Genomic DNA, 17,834 nt, shown 5'->3' on the forward strand with positions numbered 1-17,834 from the left:
GTAAGCGACAATCATGAATAACTGGCTACCTTTAAATTCTAGGCTGCAAAAACTTCGCGCCAAGCTCCTCAACGATCCCTACTATCGCCTACAATCTGGGGAAGAAATTCAAATAGCGGCCCAATTAGGTATCCGCATTGATGCTAACCAAGCCACTGTAGATGATTGGTTACGCCTACCAGGTTTGTCAATTCACCAAGCGCGATCGCTTGTGGAACTTTCACATTCGGGTGTGAAATTTTACTGTATTGAAGATATAGCTGCGGCTTTGGGTATACCAGTGCCGCGCTTAGAGCCATTAAAGCCTCTGCTGAATTTTATTTACTATGACCACGAATCTTTAGAAAATCCTACCCATTTACTCAACCCGAACACAGCAACCGTTGAAAAATTAGCACAAATTCCATTTATAGATTTGTCTTTGGCGGAAGCAGTGGTGCAAAATCGGCAATCAGCCGGGCCTTACCGTAACCTGGCTGATTTCCAACGGCGGTTAGAGTTAACTGGTAATGCGATCGCCCAGATAATGTATTATTTGAGGTTTTAAGTTAAAAGTTAGAAGTCTTAAAATAACTCCTAACTCTGGCAATTTTGGATTGAAAGAAAAATCCAAAATCTAAAACTGATTAAATGAACCCAATGCGATCGAGAGGCCAAAAGCGAAATGTTGCCCGACCGATGACATTTTTTCTGGGTAAAAAGCCCCAATAACGAGAGTCATTACTATCGTTGCGATTATCTCCCATAACAAAAAATTCGTCTTCTGGGACTTTCACTGGTTGATATGGCTGATTTGGAGGTTCCGCGATGTAGTCTTCTGCCAAGGGTTGACCGTTGAGGTAAACTTTGCCAGAAGTAACACTAATTACCTCACCAGGCTGGCCAATAACTCGCTTGATAAACGCTTGGTCTTTGGGATATCCTCGACGTTGTAGTTCTGCGGGTGGCTGAAAAACAATAATATCGCCAGTTATAGGAGGGTGAAAATGGTAGGAGATTTTTTCAACTACCAAGCGATCGCCAGTATGTAAGGTGGGTAACATCGAGTCAGAAGGTATATAGCGCGGTTCGGCGATAAAAGTCCTGATTAAGAATGCCAAACACAGTGCGATCGCAATTAAAATCAGATTTTCTTGCCAACTACGCCATACTTTTAACGACGCATGCTCTTTTTTTGCATCACTTTCGTGAGGAATCATAAAAGTTTCTAGCCAGTTTCAGAAGTGAGACAAATATCTTGATTATTTTGACTCAAAAGTTATATTAATAGGAAAACAGGGTTTGGGGTCAAGCTATACAGACATTAAATAATACACTTAACCAGTTCCTAAAGATAAGCAAAAGTACTGTAAATAAACTATGACTTGTCTAAAGTAATATAAGCTAATAATTAGGACTGCTAAATAGATAATTAAAAATAAAAAATTCTAATTGCTGTAATTATAAGGCAAGTTATGAGACAATTGTAAGTTTTGTTTCTTCCTGCAAAAGCAGCTAGTTACAGACTGCTAGAGCGATACAATCAGTAGGTTTTTTCTTTAAACAGAAAATTGGTCGTAGAGTTGCAAAATAGTCTACCTCATGTTTGACAGTATCAACCTCACTTTACTGAAAAAAGGCAGAGGGCAGTCTTGTTGGAGGTTGAGTTGCAAGAAAATATATTTTGGTCTGTATTCTTAAGTGATATTACATAAATTTAGCCAAAAGTTAAATGTATTTTTAAATGCATAAATCTGGTTAAAAACAGCGTTTTTAGTAAAAAATACTACTTTGAAAGAAAAAATATAAGTTTTATTGCTTCAATGGATAAATGCTATTCTACTGTGATTTTAATCACTTGCCTACATGTACGAAATTAATTTCCGTAATTACACGGTGACAGTGCATATTAAACTGTACTATTAATTAAGATATAAACATACTTAATTATCGAAAAAAACATTCACAGACAGAAAGCTACTAGCAATTTGAGCTAAAGTATCAGCATCCGAAACAGAAGTAAGCTGCTGATAGAATTATTTTTCCTGAATGAGTCAAAGGTGACTAGATTGAAACAATAAATGCCCCTTGCCAATGAGAAACTATATTGAATCAATTTTCGTCTGGTTTATTTCATAGAAAGTACAAGGTAACATTCTGCCAGTTGAAAATTTAACTTTTTCTTAAAAAGGAAACAATGGCAACAGGCAGTAAAATATATCTTATCAAGATAGAACTAATAGTTTACCAGACTTTTATTCTAAAGAGACCGCACCCTTTTAAGTAATTTTGTATGTTAATCAAACAATTCACTTAAGTTGTAAACTATACAGTTTTACAGTGAGAAAGTCTGGCTAAAAAACTTCAGTTTGCTAAAAGTGCAAATTGTAGGTATGACAACTGAGTTCATCTTATTTGAAAAGCTATAAAACTTGAAAGGATAATGCTCTGGCTTAGCGGTTAACTGAAAAACAGCAACTCATTCATAACTCCTATTTAAAAGGATTTTGGGGTGTGGTTAATTATTTGATTGTGTTCCTCTCCTTCTTAGAGCTAGCGGTAAGAATGTGGAAGCGCAGAGTTTACCTTTTATAACTGGGTTGAAATTAAACAGTACCAAGTATTGTATATTCAACGCTGTCCAAATCTAGAGCATATAGATTTTAGTTAAAGCAATATAGTCGCTCTCAATCAATTCTGAATTTTCGTTAGTACCAATTCCAATTTTCATGATTACCAGAAAGTAACTGGTATCTAAATATCTAATAAAAATGTGCTATAACGTACCGTCATAACCGTGGTGATGGTTCGATCTTTGAAGGAGCTTTGAGGTGGAAAACAATAAGTCGTTTCTGTGGCCAGAAGGAATATTAATTGCGCTACTTGCTTTAGGTGGTGTTTTTAGTCTTGCTTTTATGATGCTTCTAAGGCCAAATGCTTCGGATGCTCAGAGTAGACCAAGTATAAATATCAAGGATGTATCTGCAAACGTAGGAACTCAGCAGCGGATTGAGAAATTAAAGGCGGCGATGCTTACAAGTTGGCAACAAGAAGCACAAACGAAAGGACTATCCTACGCTGTACCATCGCGTTTTCAAGGGGCAATAGTTAAAGAGGCAAAACTCATTAAGGAAGAGAAAGTAATTGCTCTCACCTTTGATGATGGGCCTTGGCCTCAGACCACAGGGCAAGTGCTAGATATTCTGAAATCAAATAATATCAAAGGGACGTTTTTTGTAGTCGGGCAGAACCTAAAAAATTATCCAGAATTAGGAAAACAGATTGTCGCTCAAGGTCACGTCATTGGCAATCATACTTGGCATCACTGGTATCACTTCTTTAATCAACAAGCAGCTGCTTTTGAAATCGATCGCACAACAGACCTAATTTATCAAGTTACAGGTGCTAAAACAAATCTTTTCCGACCGCCTGGTGGCAACCTGCACAATGGATTAGCAGCTTATGCTAAAGGTCAAAAGTATAGTGTGGTGATGTGGTCAGCAGACTCTACAGACTACAAGTTACCAACTGTACCAAAATTGATCGATAACGTGATTAAAGATTCTAAACCTGGTGGGATTGTGCTAATGCATGATGGTGGTGGTAATCGTTCTAGAACTGTGCAAGCTTTACCAGAAATTATTAGCAACTTTAAAAAGCAAGGCTATCGCTTTGTGACTATTCCAGAACTTTTAGAAATGGAAGATACAGACCAAAAGTTGCTTGCTAAGAAAAAGTAATAATTATTAATTATGGGCAATTGCTCAATAGTAATTGGCTAAAAACTAAAATTATATTTTGTGGTTAAGATGCATTTGGGACTGGAGTTTAGACTAGTTACTAGTGCAAAAATAAAAAAATCAACTATAAAAGTTGATGAATAATTTTGGTTATTTAGATGGCGGTTTAACCCAGCTATGGAGAGGCTATAACTGTCCAAGTTGCCATATATGTTCCAGCGTACTTATTGGAATAGTCAGTAGTGCTATCGGGAACAAACCAGTCAGGAGTCGTCTTCTGCTGTTGAACTTTTTTGTCCAAGCCAATTTGTAGAGAAATATTCTCGTAAACAATTTTTGCTTTTACATCTTTCAACAATTTTTCTACCAACTTTTGTAGCCATTCTGCGCGAATATACAGATTATGAGATGGATGATCCCCATAAGCAAAAGGTATAATAAGCACCAAATAACCTTTGTTGCTTATTAGTTTATCCAAACAGAATTGAACGAGTTCTAGATCGTTGTTTTGTTCTAGTGTTTCCTTGTCAACATTATGAAATAGCAAACCAGCTAGTACAACGGCATCAAACTTTTGATTTTCTGAAGCTAATTCTGGCAGTGCTACCGATAAATCTTTAGCAGTAAACTTTTTGTCGGGGTATAGTTTTGAACAGTATTGTATCGCACCTTCACTGTGATCTATCCCAAGGTAGTCACATCGCTCAGGTAGATATTTGTTCAAAGCCCCATTGCCACATCCCAAATCTAACAAAGAGAAGGAACGTTGCTTAAAAGCCCAATCGAGATACCAAACTGATGGTGTGTATCGGGTAGCATTTTCAGGAGATTCAAAGTATGAATAATAATCATCTTGAAAACGTTCTTCTTCAGACGTTTTGCGATCGGGAGCTTGATCTTCTATAAGCATTTTTATAGACAAATCCTAATTTGTTGGTAAACATTTATGGTGCAGTGTACCAGCATTTAGGTAATGCCTTCTATACTCAATTAGGTAGATTTTAGGACAGTGCCGATCTCGAATTTATTACTTAAACTTTGACAGGATTTAATTGCTCAGTCACTTTTGTAGCCTTAGTCTAAAGTTCATCTGTGAATCAATTAGTGAATATTCCCCCTTTTTTAGGGGGAATATATTTTCTCCTACGCTCTTTTTAAGAGGGAAATTCAAGCGACTGCTTTAGGTATCTAAAGGGGTTTCCCCAGAGTACCTGTTTGTGCAACTTCTTTGCCGGGAGAATGCCTTAACGCAGAGTATGAGAACGGTTATAGTTACTAATGACTGGTTACTAAACTGAACTCAGTTGTTTTTTTTTCAGGATTAGCTTCTGGACTATCAGCTTCAGAAGGCGGAACCAACTGCCAGAATTTCGGCAAAAATTCTTGCCAGTTTTGCAGAATTTTCTTCGCCTTTGGTGAACCAGTGCGTTCTGCATGATTTTGGATTAATTCTTGCAGTTGCTTTGCACCTACTTCGGTAATCACCCGCTGAATTTTGACAATTTCTGGATTGACTAACTCACGAAATGAGTCGTCTTCATCCAAGAAGTATGCGAGTCCACCAGTCATTCCAGCAGCTACGTTACGTCCTACTTTGCCAAGGACGACAATCACACCACCTGTCATGTATTCACAGCAGTGATCCCCAGCACCTTCAATCACTGCGATGCCTTTGGAGTTTCTCACAGCAAAGCGTTCTCCTGCTAGACCGTTGGCAAATAATATGCCACCAGTAGCACCATAAAGGCAGGTATTGCCAACTATCACGTTTTGTGATGCGTTATAGGTAGCATCAGTTGGAGGTTTGATGATGATTTCACCACCATGCATCCCTTTACCTACATAGTCATTTGCTTCTCCTTCTAGGCTGAGAATTATGCCTGGGAGGTTGAAAGCACCAAAGCTTTGCCCAACACTACCTGTAAAGTTGAGATTAATTTGTCCTTCAAAGCCACTGTCACCGTATTGAGAAGCGATCGCACCCGCTAATCTTGTGCCCACTGTTCTGTCAGTATTGATAATTGGGTAAGTCTTGGTGACAGTAGACTGATCCCTAATAGCAGCCTGAATCTCAGGATCGCCAAGGAACTTGTCATCCAAAACCACACCGTTGCTGTGGACTTCTTCATGCACCAACCAGCTACGATTGTCTCTGCTATTTGGTAGCTGAAGTAAACAGTCGAGATTAAGCGATCGCGTTTTAGTGAGATTTACCTCTGGGCGCAGTTTTAATAAATCTGCACGTCCAATGATTTCTGACAAAGAACGGTAGCCAAGTCTGGCTAACAAACTACGCACTTCTTCAGCAATGAAGTAGAAGAAGTTGACAACTTGTTCCGGCATTCCCGTAAACCGCTTGCGGAGTTCTTCTTTTTGAGTAGCAACACCCACAGGACAGGTATTCATGTGGCAAACTCTCGCCATAATACAGCCTTCAGCAATCATGGCGATGGAGCCGAAACCAAATTCTTCACCACCCATTAATGCACCCATTACCACATCCCAACCACTCTTGAGTCCGCCATCTACGCGTAAAATCACGCGATCGCGCAGGTCATTTTCCATCAAGACGCGATGCACTTCACTTAAACCTAATTCCCAAGGGGAACCAGCGTGTTTAATGGAACTTAGTGGCGATGCACCTGTACCACCATCATGTCCAGAAATCTGGATAATATCAGCGTTTGCCTTAGCTACACCAGCCGCGATCGTGCCAATGCCAACTTCTGCAACTAGCTTCACCGACACCTGTGCTTTCGGATTAATTTGATGCAGATCAAAAATCAGTTGTGCTAGGTCTTCAATCGAATAAATATCGTGGTGCGGTGGTGGCGATATCAGCGTCACACCTGGTTTGGAGCGCCTTAACATCGCAATGTATTGGCTCACCTTGGGTCCTGGTAGTTGTCCACCTTCCCCAGGCTTGGCACCTTGGGCTATTTTGATTTCAATTTGTTTGGCGTTAACTAGGTACTCTGGTGTGACACCAAAGCGTCCCGATGCAACTTGCTTAATGGCACTATAAGCTCGATCGCCATTTCGCAATCCTTTTAAATGAGGTAGGGTTGGCGAGTAACCAGACTCGTCTACATCATCTAGAACTGTGTAGCGCACTGGGTCTTCGCCGCCTTCTCCAGAATTTGATTTACCACCAATGCGATTCATGGCGATCGCTAAAGTTTCATGCGCTTCTCTTGACAAAGCGCCTAAAGACATGCCGCCTGTGCAGAAGCGCTTGACTATTTCATATACCGATTCCACTTCTTCTAGAGGAACCAACGGGCGATCGCCTTGGAAATCTAGTAAATCCCGCAAGGCTGTTACTGGTCTGCCTTGGAGGTGCTTTTTGTAAACTTCGTAGTGATCGTAGTTTTTGTCATCTAGAGCCTTATGCAACGCCTTAACCATTTCGGGGCTATTCATGTGGTACTCGCCGCCAGGACGGTACTGCACAAAGCCCAGGTTTTCTAACTTCTTGGTCGTTAGTTCTGGGAAAGCTTTGACGTGGAAGGAAAGCACTTCATCAGCAAGCTCGGTAACACTCAAACCACCGATGCGGGAAGTCGTCCCACGGAATCCCAGGTCGATTAAATCTCCACCGATGCCAATAGCTTCAAAGATTTGGGCTGCTTGATAACTGGAGAGCAGAGAAATTCCCATTTTGGAGAGAATTTTGAGTAAACCTGACTCTACTGCTTTGCGATAGTTTCCTAAAGCTTGTTCTAGGGTGAGGGTAGGAATTTTTTGCACACCCATTAACTTTTGAGTTTTGGGATCGGACCACCAATCACGCACCGTATCTAAAGCCATGTATGGGCAAACTGCGCCAGCACCATAGCCAATCAGACAAGCAAAGTGATGGGTACTCCAACATTGAGCAGTATTTACAATCAGGGATGTTTTCATTCGCAACCCTTCACGAATCAGATGGTGATGCACTGCACCCACTGCTAATAGGGGAGGAATGTAGGTATATTCTGTGTTGATACTGTCATTAGCCCGTTGGCGTAGCCCGCCGTAGGCATCGCTTAATATTAAAATCTTTGCACCTGCCCGAACTGATTCAGCTGCTTGTGCTTGTAAAGATTGCACAGCAGCTTTCAATCCTTCTGGACCATTAGCGATCGCAAATAGAGTTGACAACTCAGCAGTGGCAAATCCTGACAGCTTAATCGCCTCTAATTCACCATCAGTTAACACTGGCGATTCGAGTTTCAATCTCCGAGCATATTCTGCCTTGGGTTCTAATAAGTTACCCCGTTCGCCTAGTTCAACTTTTAGAGACATCACTAGCTTTTCTCGCAGGGGATCGATCGCTGGGTTCGTCACCTGAGCAAAGCGCTGTTTAAAATAGTCATAAAGCAGGTGGGGCTTTTGTGACAGTACGGCTAAGGGAATATCATCACCCATGCAGAAAGTTGGTTCTGAACCTGCGATCGCCATTGGGTGAATCACCATTTCTACATCTTCTGTGGTGTAGCCAAAGGCAGTTTGACGCTGAAGTAAGTTTTGCTTGTTAATAGTCAATTGTTCTTGGTCATTTGTCAATTGTCCTTTGCCATTGCCATTTGCTAATGACGGATGACTAATGACCAATGACTTTAATTCTTGACGGTGCTGTTGCAGCCATTCTCCATAAGGGTGCTGCTTGGCGATGCGCCCCTTAATATCCCAATTCTTCAGCACTTCATGATTTTCTAAATCCACGGCGATCATTTGCCCTGGACCGAGTCTACCTTTCTCGACAATATCGGCTTCTGGGAAGTCCACCACACCAGCTTCGGAAGCTACAACAATGTAATCATCTTTGGTGATCGCGTAACGAGCTGGTCTTAAACCATTACGATCTAGAGTTGCACCAACTTTTTTGCCATCGCTAAATACTAAAAGTGCTGGCCCGTCCCAAGCTTCTTGCAAACCACTGTAATATTCGTAGAAATCAACGATTTCTGGATATTCACGTAAAGAAGGCTGATTTTGGTAAGCTTCTGGAACCATAATCATTAAGGCTTCCAAGGGGCTGCGTCCAGAGCACACCAGTAATTCCACTACGTTGTCTAGAGTGGCTGAGTCGCTGTTATCAATATGAACTAATGGCTTGAGTTCCTGGATGCGATCGCCCCATACTGGATGATTCAGGCTAGCTTCTCGTGCCATCATCCAGTTGATGTTACCCAATAAGGTATTGATTTCGCCGTTGTGACCCAAAAGCCTCATCGGTTGCGCTAGCGGCCACTTGGGCATGGTATTGGTACTAAAGCGGCGGTGATAAACAGCAAAGGCGCTTTTATAAGCTGGATTTTTTAAATCGTCATAAAAGCTGCCCAAGACAGCGGAACGCACCATGCCTTTGTAGACAATTGTGCGACTTGACAACGAACAGATATAAAATTCTTCTGAGATGTCAGTTGCAGCTTTACTAATTCGGCGGCGGGTAATGTATAACTGCCGTTCTAATTCATCACCGCTTTTGTCAACGGAAGCTAACAAAACTTGTTCAATCTGGGGCTGATTTTCTCTTGCTTGTACCCCCAGCAAATCAGATTGCACGGGCACAACTCGCCAACCAAGTACAGTGAATTTTTCTTCAGCAGCCACTTGCTCAACTGCCGCCCTAGCTTTTTGTGCTGCTTCCCGATCTTGTGGTAGAAATATCATCCCTACAGCTATGCGATCGCTAGATGAAAATTCCTTCCCCTTTTGGGCAAAGTCTTGTTGGAACAAGTCCCAAGGGATTGCTGTCAATACTCCAGCACCATCACCAGAGTCGCGATCGGCGCTACAACCTCCCCGGTGTTCTAAGCAAGCTAAAGCAGCTAAGGCTTTTTCGACAATTTCGTGGCTGGTATGATTTTGGCGATGAGCAATAAAACCTACACCACAGGCATCTCGTTCCTCTACTAACCACTTTTGCCCCTGATAGGTATCTCTTGAGTTGATATTCGCTGTGATTTTCTGGTCTTGATTCATCGGTTTATTATTCATACCCTGTTCCTGAAGTATTGAGTTACCAATTTTGCCACTACATTGTGGGAAAAATTTCTAAATTCAGCGATGGAAAAATATATAAGCACCGAAATTTAGGGAAAAAAAATTTTAACTTCGGTTTTACTTTATCAGTTCCCCCGTGTTAAAATAATTGCGTGTTTTTTATGTGTTTATGCGGTGTTAGACAAGTTACCTCCGCCAAGACATTATTTTTGCCCTGACAGTTTCTTTTTTATATTTTGAAGCTAAGTATTTTTTCAATTTATTTTTCCAGATGCACGCTAGCTACTCATGGAGCCTATTTCGGCTCACCTGAAACAAAACTAAAACTGAACGCTGCACTATTTTTTAAAGCCAAAGCCCAGATAATTCGTAATTGCTCGTGACAATCAAGAACTAACTCTAAGCAGTCGCGTTGCGTTTCTTAGAGAAGCTATGCTAAAAGCTTTACGCTACGCTACCTTAATTCGTGGTTGCAATCAGTGAGGGGTTCTACCCTCCATTGTCTTGTTAACCATTGAATTAAAAATTGAGTCCGATCTGGTGTACCTTTTTAATTACGAATTACGAATTAGTAATTATTTGGTTATCCCGATCCAGCAATAAAATCAGCGTATTACAATATATACCCATTTGACAATTCCCAAATATTTTTGTTGTTGTCTAGAATTTTGCCGCTTACCACTTGCCGCATGTATTACTATTAACTAGATATTACTGAAGTAATAACAGTAGCAACCTTCAGCTAGGATTAAATATCTTAATCCAATTTTGATAACCAAAACTACCGTATATAGTGTGGTTAGAATTAATGGGAGTTAAAAACTTGATTGCAGTGGCTTTAGCGTCTAAATAAATTAATCTGTGTCTAAAAGAGATAACTAGCCAATATATAGATTACCATATTTATTCAAAAATAAAGTCATGTTTCCTTTATATTTCCAAATAATTGGTTAGTTTAAACCTTGGGTAATAGTTTTCCAAAGTACCTAGTAAATTATGGTAAAAATGCCGAATTGTTGCCAATCAGAGATTAGCGATGGCGTAGCCAAGGCCAAGGGCGATCGCAAGTTTTTTCGGGCTACTGTGTCATCAATACTTTTGACAGCACTGTGCTTAACTACCACCTATGCTACCAACGCCCAGGAGTCCCCAAAAACCACCAAATCAACACCCAGGTTAATATCACAGTCACCCGCACCTCCTTTACCAGGTGTGGCATCCTCTGGTAATCAAATTTCCCTCAATGGTCGTACTGTACCAGGAACTTGGTTACAGCGGCCTGGAAAATCTGGCCAGGTGACAACCAATATCAGTGATGGGGCATTTAGGCAATTAATTGGAGTAAATTTCTTAAACAGTAGTAATTCAGCGAAGCAACCAATACAGTGGTTTTCGTCTTTAACACAGCCATTAGTATTATCTACCAGGCTAGTAGGGGCATATCGCTATCTGGATATCACTAATTTTGCTCAAACATCTGGATGGCAAATTCAAGCTAATGGCAACACTTTGCTGATTTCTACCCCAAAAACACAAATCACAAATATTGTTCAGAGTCAGGAACCAGCAGAAGCGAGTGCCCCTTTGCAACAGGTTCGGATTCTTGTCAATTTAGATCGTCCCACTCCCTGGCAAGTTGTACAAGGGTCAGCGATCGCCAAACCACAAATTCCTTCCTCCGATCCAGATACGCCAACTCCCAAATCCACTGTACCGCCAAATCGAGAGTGGACAATTACCCTGGATGGAATAGCCGATCCCCTTTTGATAGAACGCTATACCCCCCAGCCACCACCAGCACCACCAGCACCACCAACATTGCTGCCAAACTTGCTCAAACAATTATTACCAGTTACACCAACACAACCAATACCAGCAGCACCAGCCCCAACCCCTGAACCACTGATTCAACAAGTAGAGGTGGTGAAAAACCAAACCATTATTAGTCTGAGCGTTCCCTTTGGTTTATCACCTCAAGTTAGTACTGTAGCTAACCCCAATCGCCTGATTATCGATATTCGACCCGCTCCCCTAGAAGACCGGGATATTACTTGGGCCCCAGGATTGCGCTGGCGACAGCATTATGTAAACTTAGGCACAGAACGTTTCCCAGTCGTCTGGTTAGAAGTTAATCCCCGCAAATTTGGGCTAACATTGAAACCTATGTGGGCTAGTCCTGATGGACTTGCGGGTACTGCTCCCTTAATTCAAACAGCACAACGTTACTTAGCAGTGGCTGGAATTAACGGTGGTTATTTTAACCGCAATAACAGATTGCCCTTGGGTGCAATTCGTCGGGATAATAAGTGGTTATCAGGCCCGATTCTTAACCGAGGTGCGATCGCTTGGAATGATTCAGGCCAATTTTACTTCGGTCGTCTTACCTTAGAAGAAACTTTAATCACAGCAACTGACCAGCGCCTACCAATTCTGTTTTTCAACAGTGGCTACGTCCAGAGTGGTATTGCTCGTTACACCTCAGCTTGGGGATTGACTTACACGCCCCTGACAGATAACGAAATTATCTTAGTAGTAGAAAAAGACCAAATTACTAATCAGCTACCAGGCGGCAAAGTTGGGGAGACGCCGATTCCCATTCCCCAGGATGGCTACCTGCTAACTTTACGCGCTAACGCTACTAGTGCTGCCTCTCAGCTACCTATTGGAAGCGCAGTAAGTATTTCCAGCGCCACTACCCCGGCTGATTTTAGTCGTTATCCCTACATTATTGGAGCGGGACCGCTATTAGTCCAAAATCGTCAAATTGTCCTTGATGCCAAAGGTGAAAAATTCAGCAATGCCTTTATTGCCGAAAAGGCTATTCGTAGTGGTATTTGCAAAACGGCAACAGGCACATTAATGATTACTGCCACACATAATCGTGTCGGTGGTTATGGGCCTAATTTGGCAGAACATGCTCAATTGATGCAACAGATGGGCTGTGTAGATGCCCTAAATTTGGACGGTGGTAGTTCTACCAGCCTTTATTTAGGAGGACAACTACTCGATCGATCGCCCAGTACCGCTGCTCGTGTTCACAACGGAATTGGTATTTTCTTGCAACCACGAAAATGAAGCAACAGGGAAAAACTCAATCCCCAATCCCAGTCACTTTTTAAAGCTTAGAACAAGCTGTCATTTTGCTTGATGAAGACTTGGTGTAGACATCAGAATTTTAGTAGTAATGGTTTACACCATAAGGTTTGATTTTGCTATGTTTATCAAAGTGCGAGAAAATTGCTGATTTCCAAGGTTGCAAGATAGCGCCAGATTTTTTTATCAATAATTAAGAGTACCAACGGTTTGTTATGTCTTCAAATGAGGTAACTATGGCTCGATATCAAGAAACTACACAGACTGAAACTCTACACCTCCCTCCAAACATAACTTCCAGGGGCGTTGCTGCAACAGAATTACGTCCTTGGGGTGCTTTTACAGTTTTAGAAGAAGGACGCGGATACAAAATTAAGCGCATCGAAGTTAAGCCCGGACATCGCCTCAGTCTACAAATGCACCATCACCGCAGCGAACATTGGATTGTCGTCTCTGGTACAGCTAGAGTAGTTTGTGGTGAGAGAGAAGTACTACTAAGCAATAATGAGTCAACTTATGTACCCCAATGTACATCTCATCGTTTAGAGAATCCTGGCGTGATCCCCTTGGTATTGATTGAAGTCCAAAATGGCGAATACTTGGGAGAAGATGATATTATCCGCTACCAAGATGACTATGCCCGTACCAAAGATTAAAACCAAAAGAACGCTATTAAAGCTCTAACCCCAAAGCTGAATACATTTTTGTGTAAACCGTTTTTGTAAACGAACTAGTACACCCCAGAAGTCCCTACCTAGTCAAGGTGGGGACTGAATCATGTTAGTGTTATAAATGTAGTAATAGCGATCGCGCTCATGCCTTTGGTGATTTGGAATTTTGTACAAGCAACGGTCAACCTATCTGTAAAATGGAAGATGGGGTATTCAATTGCAAAAAACGAGTTCCATGATTCATCTGAGTCAAGCAGCCGTAAGTGAGATTGGGCGAATAAAGTCCAAGCAGCCAAATGTCTTGTTTCGATTGGCAGTAAAACCAGGTGGTTGTTCCGGGTTCTTTTATGATATGTCCTTCGATGAAGCAATAAAAGTAGACGACCAGGTTTTCGACTTGGATGAGATTCAAGTGGTCATAGATGCCGCAAGCTTAAATTACCTTAACGGTTTGAGAGTTGATTATTCAGAAGACTTAATGGGTGGTGGTTTTCGCTTCCACAATCCCCAAGCGATCGCTACCTGTGGCTGTGGTAATTCCTTCTCATTGAGTCCTTAGTGATTGAACAATTAGTCAAAAAACAGATGTTTGATCGCTAAGGAAAAATAACAATTGACATAAAGCCGTAAAAAAAGATATAATCAGGATTTGTTAAAACTTAGACCATAAGCAGCTTTACGCGCTGTAACTCATGCCAACAATACAGCAGCTAATACGAAATGAGCGCGAACAAGCGCGTCAGAAAACCAAGTCCCCTGCTCTGAAACAATGCCCCCAACGTCGGGGAGTTTGTACCAGAGTATACACGACCACACCAAAAAAGCCTAACTCAGCCCTACGTAAAGTAGCAAGAGTCAGACTTACCTCTGGATTTGAAGTCACAGCTTACATTCCAGGCATTGGTCACAACTTACAAGAACACTCAGTTGTGATGATTCGTGGCGGTCGGGTTAAGGATCTACCAGGCGTGAGATACCACATTATCCGCGGCACCCTAGATACAGCCGGAGTCAAAGACCGCAAGCAAGGCCGTTCCAAGTATGGAACCAAGCGTCCTAAAGAAGCGAAAAAATAGGATTAGGCGATTAATCGCATCCAACACGATTAATCGTCTATCTAAAAACGCTGAAGGGCAAAAGAAGGAGCGCCGTCTTTGTTCTAACAGTAGTGATGAAGACTGCTAAAGTCTGTTTCAAAAAATCAAGCAAGCTACATCTACACTAAGCGAGCAAGTGTAGAAGTTCTGAGGAGGAAAATGCTGTAACCCACAGCGAATTTCTTATCTGAACATTAAAGTTTATAATCTTGTCGCCTTGAGTATTTCGTTGCAGGTAGTAAGTTAAACAATTCTTGATTTTAGATTTGCGATAGCGTAGCGTTAGCGAGTTATCGAGCGTCTTTTGGATTGGCCGAACCCAGAAAGGAATTAGGCTTACAGACTTTTGATTTTTTCAGATCCTTGGGATCGGAATATATACCAAAAACTTTTAATCCAAAATCCAAAATCCAAAATCCAAAATTGGCAGTAAATAAGTCAGACTTGCTGCAACGGTCGAAAAAAATAGAGGAAGTCTGAGGGTTGGGTTCTACCGCTTTTAGTTTCCGGTGTCTGATAGCATATAATTTCGTTGCCAATTCCGAATTAAAGGTGAAGTATGTCTCGTCGTGGTGTTATTCAAAGGCGCCCAGTTCCGTCTGACTCCGTATATAACAGTCGCCTTGTGAGCATGATTATCAGACGGATCATGCGTCATGGTAAAAAATCACTTGCCGCACGCATAGTTTATGATGCATTAAAAACTATTGAAGAACGCACTGGTGCTGGTGCCTTAGAAACCTTTGAAAGAGCAGTGCGAAATGCCACGCCTTTAGTAGAAGTAAAAGCTCGGCGAGTTGGTGGAGCAACCTACCAAGTACCAATGGAAGTGCGTACAGAACGGGGCACTACTTTAGCACTGCGTTGGTTAGTGCAATATTCCCGGTCAAGACCAGGCCGGACAATGGCCAGCAAATTGGCAAATGAGTTAATGGATGCTGCCAACGAAACTGGCAATGCCATTCGCAAACGCGAAGAAACACACCGAATGGCGGAAGCTAACAAAGCATTCGCACATTATCGTTACTAAGTAAAAAAGCGATATATCGCCTTGCCAAAGCGGTATATCGTAGATTTACAAAAAAAGACGGTTTTCCGTAAAAGTATAGAATCTTAACAAAGAGTAATATACAAGATATCATGAGGCAAAAACTATAGGAGGTAGCTGTGGCACGCACGATCCCGCTAGAGAAAGTACGCAACATTGGTATTGCGGCGCATATAGATGCGGGCAAAACAACAACAACAGAGAGAATATTATTTTACTCTGGGATAATTCATAAAATTGGCGAAGTTCATGAAGGAACTGCCGTCACAGACTGGATGGAGCAGGAGCGGGAACGGGGAATTACCATTACTGCCGCTGCTATCAGTACCAGTTGGAAAGATCATCAAATTAACATTATCGATACTCCGGGTCACGTAGACTTCACAATTGAAGTTGAGCGTTCCATGCGCGTGTTGGATGGTGTAATCGCAGTATTTTGTTCTGTGGGCGGCGTGCAACCGCAGTCTGAGACAGTGTGGCGGCAAGCAGAACGCTACAAAGTTCCTCGGATTGCCTTTATCAACAAAATGGATCGCACCGGAGCGAACTTTTATAAAGTTCACGAGCAAATCCGCGATCGCCTACGGGCGAATGCGATCGCCATTCAACTACCAATCGGTAGTGAAAATGACTTCCGAGGTATCGTTGACCTAGTACGGCAACGTGCGTATATTTACGCCAATGACCAAGGAACCGATATCCAGGAAACCGATATCCCGGAAGAATTGCAAGCGCAGGTAGAAGAACACCGCACCAAGCTAATAGAAGCCGCGGCAGAAACAGATGATGCTCTGATGACTAAGTACTTCGAGGGCGAAGAACTTACAGAACAGGAAGTTCGGACTGCCCTGCGTAAAGGCACAATTGCGGGGACAATTGTACCAGTACTTTGCGGTTCGGCATTCAAAAACAAAGGCGTACAGTTAATGCTGGATGCCGTTGTCGATTACCTGCCAGCGCCAAGTGAAGTACCGCCAATTCAAGGCTTACTGCCCAATGGCGATACTGTTGAGCGGCGAGCTGATGACAACGAACCCCTAGCAGCTCTGGCATTCAAAATTATGGCTGACCCTTACGGTCGCCTGACATTTGTTCGCGTTTATTCTGGTGTCCTGAAAAAGGGCAGCTACGTTCTCAACGCTAGTAAGAATAAAAAAGAACGGATTTCCCGCTTAGTTCTGATGAAGGCAGACGATCGCCAAGATGTCGATGAACTGCGAGCGGGTGATTTGGGAGCAGCTTTGGGATTGAAAGACACCTTGACAGGTGACACGCTCTGTGATGATGGATCGCCAGTAATTCTGGAATCCCTATTTATTCCTGAGCCTGTGATCTCGGTGGCGGTTGAACCCAAAACCAAAAACGACATGGACAAACTGTCCAAAGCTCTGCAATCTCTCTCAGAAGAAGACCCCACCTTCCGTGTCCGCGTCGATCCGGAAACAAACCAAACCGTGATCGCGGGGATGGGAGAGCTACACCTAGAAATTCTAGTAGACCGGATGTTACGAGAATTCAAAGTGGAAGCGAATGTAGGTGCGCCACAAGTAGCTTACCGAGAAACAATTCGGAAAGCTGTAAACAAAGTTGAGGGCAAATTCATCCGCCAAAGTGGTGGTAAAGGTCAATACGGTCACGTTGTGATCAATTTGGAGCCTGGAGACCCCGGTACTGGCTTTGAATTCGTTTCCAAAATTGCCGGCGGTTCAGTACCTAAAGAGTACGTTGGCCCCGCAGAACAAGGAATGAAAGAAAGCTGCGAATCCGGTGTTCTAGCTGGATATCCGTTGATTGACGTTAAAGCGACGCTAATTGATGGGTCATACCACGATGTAGACTCTTCGGAAATGGCTTTCAAAATCGCTGGTTCAATGGCGATGAAAGAGGCTGTGCTGAAAGCTTCACCTGTCCTTTTAGAGCCTATGATGAAAGTTGAGGTTGAAGTTCCTGAAGACTATATCGGGAACGTCATTGGCGACCTCATTGCTCGCCGAGGGCAAATTGAAAGTCAAAGCACCGAACAGGGACTTGCTAAGGTCGCATCCAAAGTTCCACTGGCGACCATGTTTGGCTACGCCACTGATATCCGGTCAAAGACACAAGGTCGGGGTATCTTCACGATGGAGTTCAGCCACTACGAAGAGGTGCCTCGCAGCGTAGCTGAAACTATCATTGCAAAAAGCAAAGGGAACGCTTAGTTAAAATAAGGAAATGA

11 protein-coding genes are annotated in these 17,834 nt (G+C 42.4%); 8 read left to right on the forward strand and 3 right to left on the reverse strand.

Going from position 1 to position 17,834, the window contains the following annotated elements; translation table 11 throughout:
• Window positions 1-13 precede the first annotated feature (13 nt).
• Window positions 14-547 carry a ComEA family DNA-binding protein gene (locus AC1F2U_RS02900; RefSeq protein ID WP_480259760.1) on the forward strand — a complete coding sequence of 178 codons (534 nt, stop codon included), beginning with the start codon at window positions 14-16 and terminating at the stop codon, window positions 545-547.
• 79 nt (window positions 548-626) lie between these two features.
• On the opposite strand, the gene lepB is transcribed toward AC1F2U_RS02900, so the two are convergent.
• Window positions 627-1,199 (reverse strand): signal peptidase I, encoded by a 573-nt coding sequence (gene lepB, locus AC1F2U_RS02905; RefSeq protein ID WP_480259761.1) that lies wholly within the window; start codon window positions 1,197-1,199, stop codon window positions 627-629.
• Window positions 1,200-2,810: 1,611 nt separating this feature from the next.
• Here lepB and AC1F2U_RS02910 point away from each other — a divergent pair.
• A complete protein-coding gene (locus AC1F2U_RS02910; protein ID WP_480259762.1) occupies window positions 2,811-3,719 on the forward strand; it encodes a polysaccharide deacetylase family protein in 909 nt (302 codons plus the stop codon).
• Between the two features lie 175 nt (window positions 3,720-3,894).
• Here AC1F2U_RS02910 and AC1F2U_RS02915 read toward each other — a convergent pair whose 3' ends face one another.
• Window positions 3,895-4,629 (reverse strand): methyltransferase domain-containing protein, encoded by a 735-nt coding sequence (locus AC1F2U_RS02915; RefSeq protein WP_480259763.1) that lies wholly within the window; start codon window positions 4,627-4,629, stop codon window positions 3,895-3,897.
• Window positions 4,630-4,994: 365 nt separating this feature from the next.
• Window positions 4,995-9,704, reverse strand: coding sequence for a glutamate synthase-related protein (locus tag AC1F2U_RS02920; RefSeq protein ID WP_480259764.1), 4,710 nt, complete (start codon window positions 9,702-9,704; stop codon window positions 4,995-4,997).
• Window positions 9,705-10,715: 1,011 nt separating this feature from the next.
• Here AC1F2U_RS02920 and AC1F2U_RS02925 point away from each other — a divergent pair.
• The 6 genes from AC1F2U_RS02925 (at window position 10,716) to fusA (ending at window position 17,817) form a co-directional block, all read left to right on the forward strand.
• Window positions 10,716-12,785: a phosphodiester glycosidase family protein gene (locus tag AC1F2U_RS02925; protein ID WP_480259765.1), complete on the forward strand. Its 2,070-nt coding sequence runs from the start codon at window positions 10,716-10,718 to the stop codon at window positions 12,783-12,785.
• 254 nt (window positions 12,786-13,039) lie between these two features.
• On the forward strand, window positions 13,040-13,459 hold the full coding sequence (locus AC1F2U_RS02930) for a cupin domain-containing protein (protein WP_322684887.1): 420 nt from the start codon (window positions 13,040-13,042) through the stop codon (window positions 13,457-13,459).
• Between the two features lie 250 nt (window positions 13,460-13,709).
• Complete coding sequence (locus AC1F2U_RS02935; RefSeq protein WP_292776392.1) at window positions 13,710-14,033, forward strand: HesB/IscA family protein; 324 nt, start codon at window positions 13,710-13,712, stop codon at window positions 14,031-14,033.
• Between the two features lie 133 nt (window positions 14,034-14,166).
• On the forward strand, window positions 14,167-14,550 hold the full coding sequence (gene rpsL, locus AC1F2U_RS02940; RefSeq protein ID WP_012410236.1) for a 30S ribosomal protein S12: 384 nt from the start codon (window positions 14,167-14,169) through the stop codon (window positions 14,548-14,550).
• Between the two features lie 580 nt (window positions 14,551-15,130).
• Window positions 15,131-15,601 (forward strand): 30S ribosomal protein S7, encoded by a 471-nt coding sequence (rpsG, locus tag AC1F2U_RS02945; RefSeq protein ID WP_069070112.1) that lies wholly within the window; start codon window positions 15,131-15,133, stop codon window positions 15,599-15,601.
• 137 nt (window positions 15,602-15,738) lie between these two features.
• Entirely contained in the window at window positions 15,739-17,817 is a 2,079-nt protein-coding gene (gene fusA, locus AC1F2U_RS02950) for an elongation factor G (protein ID WP_480259766.1), read from the forward strand.
• Window positions 17,818-17,834: the final 17 nt, after the last annotated feature.

Source organism: Nostoc sp. LEGE 12454 (assembly GCF_056620565.1).

Excerpts from the sequence above, each read along its gene's own strand:
- AC1F2U_RS02900 (WP_480259760.1), top strand. The coding sequence starts at position 14 with ATGAATAACTGGCTACCTTTAAATTCTAGGCTGCAAAAACTTCGCGCC.
- AC1F2U_RS02930 (WP_322684887.1), top strand. The coding sequence starts at position 13,040 with ATGGCTCGATATCAAGAAACTACACAGACTGAAACTCTACACCTCCCT.
- AC1F2U_RS02915 (WP_480259763.1), bottom strand. The coding sequence starts at position 4,629 with ATGCTTATAGAAGATCAAGCTCCCGATCGCAAAACGTCTGAAGAAGAA.
- AC1F2U_RS02925 (WP_480259765.1), top strand. The coding sequence starts at position 10,716 with ATGCCGAATTGTTGCCAATCAGAGATTAGCGATGGCGTAGCCAAGGCC.
- AC1F2U_RS02935 (WP_292776392.1), top strand. The coding sequence starts at position 13,710 with ATGATTCATCTGAGTCAAGCAGCCGTAAGTGAGATTGGGCGAATAAAG.
- rpsL (WP_012410236.1), top strand. The coding sequence starts at position 14,167 with ATGCCAACAATACAGCAGCTAATACGAAATGAGCGCGAACAAGCGCGT.
- rpsG (WP_069070112.1), top strand. The coding sequence starts at position 15,131 with ATGTCTCGTCGTGGTGTTATTCAAAGGCGCCCAGTTCCGTCTGACTCC.
- AC1F2U_RS02920 (WP_480259764.1), bottom strand. The coding sequence starts at position 9,704 with ATGAATAATAAACCGATGAATCAAGACCAGAAAATCACAGCGAATATC.
- lepB (WP_480259761.1), bottom strand. The coding sequence starts at position 1,199 with ATGATTCCTCACGAAAGTGATGCAAAAAAAGAGCATGCGTCGTTAAAA.